This is a genomic window from Bdellovibrio sp. BIS2, from assembly GCF_055398295.1.
Map to the genome: position 1 here is coordinate 3,155,528 of NZ_AP035879.1, position 10,860 is coordinate 3,166,387.

Below are 10,860 nucleotides of genomic sequence, written 5' to 3' on the forward strand. Positions count from 1 at the left end.
ACATCTCCTTATTTTTTTCTTTTAGACAAAGCCAGTTCCCGGGTCAGTTCGATTTCCTTATCCGTGATAATTCCGGTGTGCCCCTGAATCGCCGCCAGCTTGACCCCATGGCGTTTCGCCATCTGATAGATCTGTTTTACTTTGTGCCATTCGATATCGCGCCCCATGGTGAAGGGCTCATACTGACCTTCCAAAGTCAGCAGCGCTGTTTCCGCCAGACACGCATACACAGTGTTTCCCGGAAGACCCATGTCAAAGTTCATTTCCACCGGTCCCGGCAAAACCACCTCGCCGGATTCAATGATCAAAACATCCGGACGCTGTTTGGCATCTTCGATATCAAAATCCAGCGGACGCGAGCAATCACACACCACCGCGCCCGGTTTTAAGCGCATCACATCCACGATCTTGTGATCAAATGCCGAAGTCGCCGTCACCAGCACATCGGCATCCGCCGCCAGCTCGTTGGCGTCCGTGGTGATAATCACTTCACAGTTCGGCGACATCTGCTGGATTTCCTGGCGCAGTTCTTCCAAACGGTTCAGGCGTGGAGCCACCAGACACAGACGCTTAAAGATCATCGATAACAGTTTCGCTGAAACTTTACCAATAGAGCCCGTCGCCCCGATCACCATCGCCATGCCATCGACATAGCCGGTGTTGGCGTCCTGCTTTAACAGGTGCATCTTCTGAACCACATCGGCCAAAGCCCACAACGTCGCCGAGGCACTGAGACTGTTTCCGGTGGTGACTGGAATCGGACTGTTCTGATTGATCGTGATCCCCTGATCGCCCACGATTTTCGTGTAAGCACCAAGGCCGATCATTTTCGCCCCGCGATTGGCGGCATCATAACAGATACTTTCAATCTTGCGATAGATCACTTCCGGGTCCGAGTTCTTCAGAACTTTGGGTGTGGCTGGCAAGGCATAGATGATCCCGTTGATTTCCTTGCCATTGCTTTCGCTGATGATGTGCTTGATATGACCGTAAACAAACGGCGGCGCTTTCGCGGCCATTCGGTCAAACGGATCATTCCAGGTTTTTGGCATATGCTTCAGCACGCCCAGTCCCGGCACATGCATAAAATCATTGTGAGAAAGCGCATGAATCACAAAGGCAAAATCCGGTTCAGGCTGGCTGAACACTTTGTTTCGAACCGCATTGAACCCTTGAGAGATCTTTGTCTGCGTAGACGAATTACGAGTCATCACGTATTTGCGCGCGACCTGACGGATTTCGACGTCTTCAGTGATCAACTGCTCCCACTCTTCAATGGACAAAGCGGCGGTGCGTTTGTGAGACAGGCGCAGCATCGCATCCAGAACCGAATAGTTCATATACGGATGCACCCGGTAGTTTTCCGGGAACAGGTTGATGATACTGCGTGGGGAATACTTCTTGGCTTCTTCCTCCATTGCCGGATGCGAGGACCAAATCACCAGATCCTTGCCGCGCACAAAATCCGTCGCCTGATCAAACAAAAGCAGCATCGGCAGATCACAGAAAACGTACTGCACGTTTTCAACCTGGGCTGCCAAAGAAGACCGACTGATTTTCTGCATCTTGGTCTGCGCCAGAGGAGTATTGCGTTTCATGTCCTTGATGTTGGCGACATTCAAAGCCAGCTTTGAAAGCGTCATCAGACCCGGGAACGGCTGAATCATCCACGGCAGACCCAAAAGTGAATAAGCATCGCCGATATAGACAGATTTGCGATAACGGTGACGGATGTATTCTTCAAGCTCGGTGCATAGAACTGCTGTCGGGAAGAAGGTTCCCCGTTCAGGCTGAATGACCCCGGACTCGATATGTTTTACCAAAGAATTGATATTGGCAATTTCACGCAAACCTGTCCCGTCACACAAAGGCACCGGGGAAGGTGTGGCCATGATTTCCAGATACTGGCGGTGAACGTAACTTTTCTGATCGAGCTTGATCACCGGCGGCAGGCTGGTCAAGGCAAATGCGTCGACCTGATTGCGCAGGGTTTCGATCAGTCTGACGACTGCATCGACAGAAAAATTGGCACTAAAGCGCTGAACCTCATAGTGGTCCCCGGCAAAGTCAAATTCATAGGCGGCATCCCAGTGGGGGCGTCCGAAACTGATCTCAGCGATTCGATACGTACGCTTCATAGCCGCTCCAGAATTTTTGTTCGTATTGGAAGAACTCAGGACACCATGTTTCGCCCAGAATTTCGCGCGTGCTGGTGGTGTCGTAGATCGGGAAGTTCATCAGGTAATGCAGCTCTTCTTCCGGGAAGCGCGCGATAAAACTGGAAAGCTTCAGCACCAGCGCTTCAGAGATCTTGTCGACCAGGATCACTCCTTTATGCGGAATGGCCTGCGATTTTAAAGCAGAAAGATAAAGATCCCGCACCGCCAACCCCTGATTCGGGGTTACATGGAAACTGTGATAGCCCTGAGGTTTGGTCTGCACCGCCCATTCACAGAACTTCACAATGGCTTCCGCACACTTGTCGACTGGAACCAATGGCAAACGAGTCTTGTCGTTCCCAGGAAGCGGCAAAGATGTCGGAATGGATTCAACCACCGAGCGTATTTTATTAAATGCCTCTGCCGCATGGTAAGGGCCATCAATGCGCTCGATGCTGCCGGTTTTCGTGTCCCCGACCAAAACCCCCAAACGCAGGTTGATGCGGCCCGTGGTGTGAACCGTCGGCCAGTTTTGCAGGACCTGTTCACCATGAGCTTTGGATTCGGAATAAGCATCCGGGAACGTCTTTTGAAAATTCAGATCGTTGGGTTTTACCACGGTCAAAGAAGAATTGATGCCCGCGGCCACAGTGCTGGTGTTGACGAAGAAAGGGATTTCCAAAGCCTCGGCGACTTTCAAAGCGGTGCCCATGGCCGAGATATTGTGCTGGTAACAATCCACTTTCGGAGCAGTCAGTTCATACAGCCCCGCCATGTGCAGAAACAGTGCGTACTTCTTTTTGCGTAAGGCATCCAGATCCAGACCTGCATTCCACTGACAAAGGTCGCCCTGGACTTCAGTCTTGCCCGAACGAGACAACACGTCCACCTCGAATTTTTCGCGAAGCAAAGGAATGACCCGTTTCCCCAGGAAGCCGGTGCCTCCGGTAACGAGAATGCGTGGTTTGGTCACGATGACCTCCGAATAGAACTATTGTCGGACCATGACTGGCAGTCCGTGATGCAGGCAACGAACTGTGATTTCCTGAACATCTCTGAGAAGGATCTCGCCATCCCCAAAGAAAGTCAAAGCACGCTCGGGATTCTGGCTCTTTAGTCTGAACTCTTTCAGCTCGAAAGACTTAAAGACCGGAGATTTCTCGACGGAACCGCGACGGAGGTGGTATGCCGCCAAAGTGTGCCCAGGAATACTGTTGGTTTCAGAAAGAAGCAGGTTCACCGTACCGTCTGTATTGGAGGTAAACGGCGCCGGGACAAAACTGGAGCCGATCTTTTGCTGATTATTGATCAGAACGATCGGAGACGACGTTTCAACATTCACTTTTCCAGGAATTTCAATTTCCAGACCCCAGCCTTCAGGATTCCAGGTGCGAATCGCTTCGGCGGTCATCATGGAATAAACACTCGGCCCCATTTTTTTGACCGCGTGATAACTTTTCTGTGCAAGGAAACGATAAGCCTTTGCCGACTTCGGACAATTCGCCAAGGTCTGCAAGTGAGAACGGAATTTATTAGCCAGTTCGGCCGCTTTGGCCGGAAGTCCCAGACCTCCGTTGGTCAGCATGTAAGCGACTTGTTCACCCGAGCTGACTTCAATCACGTCGATGTTTTTCACAACACCTTCAAAGATATTGCGAACAGCGGTATCAATTCTGGTGGATACACCAATTTCATGAGCCAAATCGTTGGCGGTGCCGGAACGAACAATGGCAATCGGAGGAATCTGCGCGCCGTTTTGATATTTCATGATGGCCTGAATCGCCACGTTGATAGTGCCGTCACCACCGCAGATAATAAAGTAGTCCGTTTTCTTCGCTTGTTCTTCCTGAACAAAGTCAAACATCTCTGTCATCGTCGAAGGACGACAGAAACGCAGATCGCAGCGGAAAAGCGCTTCACGCACTTTCGCCTCGATCAACTCTGCATTCACAGAGCCTGCTTTGGAATTAACAAGGACGGACACTCTCATAATTTTTAAATCTCCGAAAGTACCTTATAGCAAACCTCATACCGAACATGTCTCGCTTTGAGAACCTATTCATTGGATTTGAGCCTTTAAAAGAGGCCTGAAAACGTCACTTTGGCACCGTTGACCAATATCTGTTCACTTTGAGACAACAGGCCTCTCACATCTCCGGCTACGACATTTCCTCTCTGTAATCCGAAACACGACGAACGGGTTACGGTATTTAACTCGTGGAGCAAAAAATAACAAGTCAGGTCCCTAACCTTCCTCGAATTATCTTGAGCAGTTTTTAACGAATTCCGAAAAGTATTATGAAACACGACGTAATAACCTCGTAAACGGCACGTAGAAGGTACCGAATATGTTCAAGCAACTATCAACATCGCTCGCCCTCATTGTATTAATATTAGCAACTTCGGGTTGTACTATGAGCTTGGATCGCTTTGGCGAAATCGTTTCGCCATCCACTGGCGGAGATGATCAAACTCCAACTGTGACGGTGATCAAGGGAAGTTTCCCTCTGGGGCAGCCGGCCTTCAATCTGAAGCACAAATCATTTTTGAGTGCAGCACCAGGAAACAAGTTTGTCTCTGCTTCCCTGTTTGAACATCAAATCTATGTCGCCACTGCCGATGGAAAAGTTCTGAAGAGCATTTCTCTGCCTGCCGCTTCGAAATGGCCGGATGGCGAAATCACTTCGTTGGGAGTGGACTCTACTGGCTTGATCTATGTAGGTCTTATCGAAAGAGACAGTGGTGGTGTCGCAGTTCGTGAATACATTCAAAAATACAATCTTGATGGAGTTTCCCAGGGTGTGTTTAAGGAATTTGTTCAGGAAGGCGGCACGTTCCCGTCGGCTCAGGACATTGCCTTTGATTCTTCTGACAACGTATATCTGGCTTTGAATTATTTCTATCAGATTCGCAAATACAACAAAACCACAGGTGCACAAATGGCGGCTTACGGTGCTGGCACCTCGGGCAACGCTGATGGCGAATTCTGGGGTAATACCAAATTCACACTTGATTCTGCCGGCAACGTTTATGTTGTAGATACTTGGTCAGATCGATTGCAGAAGTTTCTGCCGAACGGAACCTATGACAGCAAGGTCACTTGGCCGACGCAAATCCTGCCGGTCCCACCGGCAACGGTTACATCAAGCAACGTGGGTGACCTGGCCCTGTTATCCAATGGCAACTTCCTAATCAGTCAAAGTGACAGCAATGGTTATCTGATTTCATTTGATCCGAGCGGAGCTTTGCTCTTTCTGACTGATGGAAGCGCCGGAGCCACACAGTTCACGAGCAGCCCCGTTGTCTTTGCCGAAGCTGGAAATGAAGTCTATGTCATGAACAGCTCCACAACCCGAGTTTACAACAAAACCACAGGAGCTCTGGCCCGCAAATATGATCCCACCTTATCGAATGCTCTTGGAGTGGCCCGCGATTCACTGGGTAACACCTATGTCAGCGACATGACCGGCATCAAGCGCTTTGACACCACCGGATTCAACGACCTGACCTTCGCCGCTGGCACCCTGATGTACGATATCGACATTGACAGCCAGGGTATCATTTATGGCTCGAACCTTCTTAACGGCAAAATCATGAAGTACAATCCGGACGGGACTTCAGCAGGCGAAATCACCCCTACTGGCAGCACCTACTTCCTGGATATCGTTCATGACAAAAACCTTGATATTGATGTGATTTACCAGACTGATGCCACCAACGGCCTGATCAGAAAACTGAACACTTCGGGTGTCGAACTGGGCACCTTGGGAGCGGGCAACCTGATTTCTCCGATAAGTGTTGCCGTGACTGAGGATGGCGGAGTCATTGTTTCAGATGCCACCTCGACAGCGCCGGGCGCTCCGTTCCGCGCATTGGTAAAAGTCAATCCGGACAACAGCTTAGCCTGGACAATTCTGCCCGGTGCCGTAGGCAACATCACCACGATCTTCGGCATCGCCATCGACAAAGACGGCAGCATTTTAACCGCAGATGCGGCGGGAAATAAAATCGTCCGCTTCTCTGCGGATGGAGCCCATCTGGCCACCTATGGTCAGGCCGGGGCTGCGGCAGGCGAATTTGCAATGCCTGTCGACATCATGATCGACGTGGGCAGCAACTTCTATGTTTCAGAGGCTGGCAACAGCCGGGTGCAGAAATTCAACTCATCCGGCGTGGTTCAGGCAGAATAAAAAAAGCGGCTTAACAGCCGCTTTTTTTCGTTTTATGTGGAACGCAGAAGTTCCGGGATTGATTTCTTCAGAAGCTTTCGCACCGGCCACAAACTTGCCACCACTGTCGCGATCATCGGCAACAGCAGCGCCTGCAGATAGTGGCTGGGCTGAATATCCAGGAATACAAAGAACTGACGTGTGATTCCCGGAGCCGGTGGCATCGGAATCCCCTGACGAAGCAGGGTTGCATCCACTACAACCGCAATACAAATACCCAGGAAACCGCCCAAAATGCCAAGCAAACTGTTTTCGATCATCAGGATCTTAAACAGACGGCTGCGCTTTTCACCATTAGCACGAAGAGCGCCCATCTCGCCCGCTCTTTCCAGCAAGCCTGTGGAGATCACATTAAAGATCCCCATCGCCACAATCACCAGAATGATGGATCGGATGAAGGAGAACTGCGCATTCAGGAAGTCCACCGAGTTCTGATAGTAGTTCTTGTCCAGAATCTCAAAGGGCACCGCCTCCAAAGACGGATTGGCTTTGCGCAAATCCGCATCCACCGACGGCCAAGCTTCCACACCCTTTGTTGCCAACGAGAACATCTCAACACGAGTGGTATCAAGCAGCGCCTGCGCCTGCTTCAGATCGACACGATAGAAGGAATCATCGATGACTTTCTTTCCGGTAAAGAAGATCCCGGCCACGGTCAGGTCCGCCCCATTTAGTTGACCATTCACAGTCTGGGTCAGCAAAGTCACCACATCCCCGGTTTTCGCGTCGATGCTTTCCGCCAGACCTTTGCCAAGAATGATTTGATCCTGTCCTTGCAAGTCGTGGCCTTCGATGAAGTTCATTTCCGTGAAGAACTTGTTTTCACGCTCTGGAATCACCCCTTCGCCTTTACCACCCAGGGTGATGCCGCCTTTGACGATAAAAGAATAAAACGACACGCGCGGGAAGACTTCCGTCACAGATGCAGAACTGCGGATCTGCTTTTCGATTTCATCGGCATTTTCAAACCACAGCTTCCACGGGGTTTCGTGAACTTTGCCGAAATAGTTCTGCGGGAACACCTGACCATAACCGTAGTATCCATGAATGACGTTTTCGCGGTACTGGTTCATCACGCCGGTGTTAAAGCCCTGGTAAATCAACAAGCCTGCAGCCCCCAAAGCCACCGTACAAAGGCTGGCCCAGGTGCGACGAGGATTTCTGAACAGATTGCGCCAGGAGATTTTCAACAGTTCCAACATTATTCAGCCTCCTGGTTTTTCGTGTTGTCGATCATGCCGTCTTTCATGCGGTACACGGATTTGGCGAAACTCACCAGATGTGAATCGTGAGTCGAGAAAATGAAGCTGGTGTTTTCAGATTTCTGAAGTTCTTTGAAGGCGTTGATGGTTTTTTCCGCCGTCACCGAATCCAGATTCGCCGTCGGCTCATCGGCCAGCACCACGGCAGGTTTTTTGGCAATCGCGCGGGCAATGGCCACACGCTGACGTTGACCACCGGAAAGCTCCAGCGGCTTTTTCTTGGCGTGATCGGCAAGTCCCAACAGATCCAGCGTTTCCATCGCCACCTTCTGGGCATTGGCGTGGTTGTAACCCAGCGAAGGCAGGAAATAAGAGGTATTTTCAAGCACTGTCAAAGTGGGTATCAAATAAAAGGACTGAAAGATGAATCCAACCTTGTGCAGGCGCACGTTTTCTTTTTCAGATTCAGGAAGATGAGTGACGTCTTCGCCCGCAAACTCAAGGTGTCCATTGCTGGGGGTATCAATCAGACCCAAAAGATTCAGCAACGTGGTTTTTCCGGTTCCGCTCGGGCCTACGATACAGGTGAAACAGCCTTTTTCCAGTTCCAGATCAATGCCTTTCAAAACCGGCACTTGCTTGCCGTTCCAAAGGTATGAATATTCCAGGCCCTTAAGACGATACAGAGCACTCATGTTGCTGACTCCTTGAAGTTAAAGATAGAAGCGGAAGCCGATGGCGATAAAGGCGCCGGACAAATTCAGATCACGCTGTTCGCCTGCGGCTGTGGTGACTTTGTCGCCGCTGTTCACCGGACCTTTGAAAGTGGTGACAGACTTGGTGTACTCCAGATTGTCGATATTCAGTTGACGATACCCCATTTCCACAACAATGGTGGTGGTGTCAGTCAAAAGTCCCTCGTAGCCCAAAGAGGCATTCAGCAAAGTGGCAGACCCTTTGGCTTCCACATCATGATTGGAAACACCCGGAAAAGCAGTCTGCCCGTCTGTTGTCAGCGTGTAGCTGTTTTTCATGGTCACACTGGCAGCACCCACACCCAAAGCCACAAAGGACCGCGAGCGTGCATTGCTTTGCAGATTGAATTCAACCCCCAGCTTTGGGGCATAACCCAGAATCTGGCTGTCTGCGGTGTACAGCTCTGTTTCAGAGGCGTTGGTCGCAGAAGAGCCTTCGATGGCGCTGGGTCTGATGATCTCAAGACCGAAACGCAGACTCATGTACTGACGCGTATACAGGAAACCAAACTCGCCACTGTAATTGTAGCCGGCTCCCCCACTGTAGCTCAGCCCGGTGGCTTCGCCATCGAAGGCGCCGGTGCCGATAGTGGAAGGTCCCGCCGACACGTCAAAATAGGCGGCGAAGGTTTCATTGTTGATATTAAAAACACGGGCCTGCGCCGAAGTTGCAGAAATCAGCAGTGCCGCGAAAAGAAGTCCCCGCACGATCACGACTACTCCGCGATCAGGTCAATAACGACCTTGCTGGTGCTTTTCTTGCCGGCGACCTGATAGACACGAACTTTGGTGTTCTTTTTCAGATCCAGGGTCAGGTTCAAAGAACTGTCGACGGGATCCAGACTCATGTTGGTTTTCACCACGGCCAAAGAACCTTTCAGACGGTCATTCAAACGCTTTTGATCGATGTTGGCATTCGGCATCTGGGCAAAGTCCACCACCAGACGCTGAGGATTTTTCTTCAGCTCTGCATAGTAATAGCCCGGCCAGCCACGCAGCATGCCGCCGTTGATATCACCGACATCAATCACGATGCGCTCAACTTTTTTACCTGCATCTGCAGTACGGCGAACATCCATCAAAGTGAAACCGGTTCCGGCAAGACCACCGAAGCTGACGCCTTCACCAGAAAGAATTTTGGAAGCAGCAGGTTTTGCTTTTTGCTTAGAAATTGCGCCTTGAGCAGGCAACGCCAATAGAGCGGCCAATACACATCCAATGTACTTCTTCATGATCGACTCCCTTCGAACATATCCTTAAGCCTAAAGGGGAACTCCCCATCTGCCAACCCCCAAAATCCCCAAATTTCCCACCCTCGCCGCCATCTCATATCGGGAACCTTTCGCGGCGCAAGGTGACGCTTTTTGGCCCCGAAATTGTAAAAACCCGCCCTGAAATCGAATATAAGGCTCCTGAATAAAAACTCATAAGGCACAGAACTTGGAGTCCTAGGCATTGTTGAAAGATTTTTTAACCTTGGGAGTGCTTTATGAAAAAGCTCATAACTATGGTTCTGACGGTATTTGCGTTGGCAGCCTGCCAACCGGATAACAATGGTGGAAACAACACCGTGACCAATCCCGGTCAGATCGCGACCACACCGTTGCAGCTAAACTGCATCAACGGAACTTCGTATTGTAATAACACCGCTTATTACAACTATTCGGGTTTCATCCCTTATCCGGGCCTGTACAATTATGCCTACAACTATTCGACTATCTTTGCTCAGCAAGGGTTCTGTGGTTGCCCGAATGGCTATCTGCCAACTTACAACGGCACATTTGGTTTGGGCTGCGTTCAGCAACAACTGATCATGCCTTACTGGAATGATTACTTCTTCTGGTCTTACGGATACGGCTGGGGCTTCGGCTACATGTCCATTCCGTCAGCTCCGCAGATGACGATCAATCATCCGCAGTACTCCAATATTCCAACGAATTCTAACAGCTTCTCCAGCTGCTCTCAGACCCTCACTCAGAGCTGCGTTTTGAGCCAAGGGAACACTTGCGGTGTCGGGGCGACATGCCGTCAAGTTCTGTCCGGTTCGAATCTTGGAGTTTGTGTTAAAAACTAGAGAGGCGCGGCACTTCTCGACCGTTTTAACGGACTAATATGCCGCATCATACGCCCCCTTTGGAATAACCACCAAAGGGGGCTTTCCATTTTTACCCGAAGTGAATTTGGACGGCGGCCTTGGGGAGAGGGGGAAAGGCTTTCTTGGGGCACGGGCTCCTGCCCTCTGCCGGCACTCGCTTCGCGACCATCCCTGGGCCGGAGGCCCCAATAAAGCCTTTCCCCCTCTCCCCAATGCCTCTTTCCCGGCTTGTTCGGGTAAAAAACTTGAAATCCCCCTTTGCTGGTCACTCCTGCATTATTCACGGTCCTCACAGTTTGGGCTGTGGGTGGTCTTTTCGTCGGGGTTTGGGAGTTAAAAAGTACTGTCGTTTGACCCGTCTGGTGGCGTCGGGTTGAGTCATTTTTTTATCCGGGTTTTTCGCTTTATTTCGGGTCTGTT

General features: G+C 50.6%; 9 protein-coding genes. 2 read left to right on the top strand and 7 right to left on the bottom strand.

Going from position 1 to position 10,860, the window contains the following annotated elements; genetic code table 11:
• Positions 1-8: 8 nt before the first annotated feature.
• The 3 genes from ACZ520_RS15010 to ACZ520_RS15020 are packed head-to-tail and all read right to left on the bottom strand — an operon-like array spanning position 9 to position 4,149.
• Positions 9-2,138, bottom strand: a complete 2,130-nt coding sequence (locus ACZ520_RS15010; protein WP_464126332.1) for a dehydrogenase — start codon at positions 2,136-2,138, stop codon at positions 9-11.
• Complete coding sequence (locus ACZ520_RS15015) at positions 2,113-3,132, bottom strand: SDR family oxidoreductase (protein ID WP_374033924.1); 1,020 nt, start codon at positions 3,130-3,132, stop codon at positions 2,113-2,115. The genes ACZ520_RS15010 and ACZ520_RS15015 overlap by 26 nt, the downstream gene beginning before the upstream one ends.
• An 18-nt stretch (positions 3,133-3,150) precedes the next feature.
• On the bottom strand, positions 3,151-4,149 hold the full coding sequence (locus ACZ520_RS15020; RefSeq protein WP_088564328.1) for a diacylglycerol/lipid kinase family protein: 999 nt from the start codon (positions 4,147-4,149) through the stop codon (positions 3,151-3,153).
• A 424-nt stretch (positions 4,150-4,573) separates the two neighbouring features.
• On the opposite strand from ACZ520_RS15020, the gene ACZ520_RS15025 reads away from it, so the two are divergent.
• Entirely contained in the window at positions 4,574-6,349 is a 1,776-nt protein-coding gene (locus tag ACZ520_RS15025; protein WP_464126335.1) for an NHL repeat-containing protein, read from the top strand.
• A gap of 32 nt (positions 6,350-6,381) precedes the next feature.
• Here ACZ520_RS15025 and ACZ520_RS15030 read toward each other — a convergent pair whose 3' ends face one another.
• From ACZ520_RS15030 to ACZ520_RS15045, 4 genes are read right to left on the bottom strand one after another with little or no spacing between them, the layout of a single operon-like run.
• On the bottom strand, positions 6,382-7,590 hold the full coding sequence (locus tag ACZ520_RS15030) for an ABC transporter permease (RefSeq protein WP_088564327.1): 1,209 nt from the start codon (positions 7,588-7,590) through the stop codon (positions 6,382-6,384).
• Positions 7,590-8,285, bottom strand: a complete 696-nt coding sequence (locus ACZ520_RS15035; RefSeq protein ID WP_088564326.1) for an ABC transporter ATP-binding protein — start codon at positions 8,283-8,285, stop codon at positions 7,590-7,592. The genes ACZ520_RS15030 and ACZ520_RS15035 overlap by 1 nt, the downstream gene beginning before the upstream one ends.
• A gap of 18 nt (positions 8,286-8,303) precedes the next feature.
• Positions 8,304-9,059 carry a hypothetical protein gene (locus ACZ520_RS15040; protein WP_088564325.1) on the bottom strand — a complete coding sequence of 252 codons (756 nt, stop codon included), beginning with the start codon at positions 9,057-9,059 and terminating at the stop codon, positions 8,304-8,306.
• A 2-nt stretch (positions 9,060-9,061) separates the two neighbouring features.
• Positions 9,062-9,577, bottom strand: a complete 516-nt coding sequence (locus ACZ520_RS15045; protein WP_088564324.1) for a hypothetical protein — start codon at positions 9,575-9,577, stop codon at positions 9,062-9,064.
• A gap of 257 nt (positions 9,578-9,834) precedes the next feature.
• Between ACZ520_RS15045 and ACZ520_RS15050 the strand changes: the two genes are divergently transcribed.
• Positions 9,835-10,419 (top strand): hypothetical protein, encoded by a 585-nt coding sequence (locus ACZ520_RS15050; protein ID WP_088564322.1) that lies wholly within the window; start codon positions 9,835-9,837, stop codon positions 10,417-10,419.
• The last annotated feature ends 441 nt before the right edge of the window (positions 10,420-10,860 follow it).

What these genes read in the sequence shown, in the direction of transcription:
- ACZ520_RS15050 (WP_088564322.1), top strand. Translation starts at nt 9,835, where the DNA reads ATGAAAAAGCTCATAACTATGGTTCTGACGGTATTTGCGTTGGCAGCC.
- ACZ520_RS15035 (WP_088564326.1), bottom strand. Translation starts at nt 8,285, where the DNA reads ATGAGTGCTCTGTATCGTCTTAAGGGCCTGGAATATTCATACCTTTGG.
- ACZ520_RS15020 (WP_088564328.1), bottom strand. Translation starts at nt 4,149, where the DNA reads ATGAGAGTGTCCGTCCTTGTTAATTCCAAAGCAGGCTCTGTGAATGCA.
- ACZ520_RS15025 (WP_464126335.1), top strand. Translation starts at nt 4,574, where the DNA reads ATGAGCTTGGATCGCTTTGGCGAAATCGTTTCGCCATCCACTGGCGGA.
- ACZ520_RS15010 (WP_464126332.1), bottom strand. Translation starts at nt 2,138, where the DNA reads ATGAAGCGTACGTATCGAATCGCTGAGATCAGTTTCGGACGCCCCCAC.
- ACZ520_RS15045 (WP_088564324.1), bottom strand. Translation starts at nt 9,577, where the DNA reads ATGAAGAAGTACATTGGATGTGTATTGGCCGCTCTATTGGCGTTGCCT.
- ACZ520_RS15030 (WP_088564327.1), bottom strand. Translation starts at nt 7,590, where the DNA reads ATGTTGGAACTGTTGAAAATCTCCTGGCGCAATCTGTTCAGAAATCCT.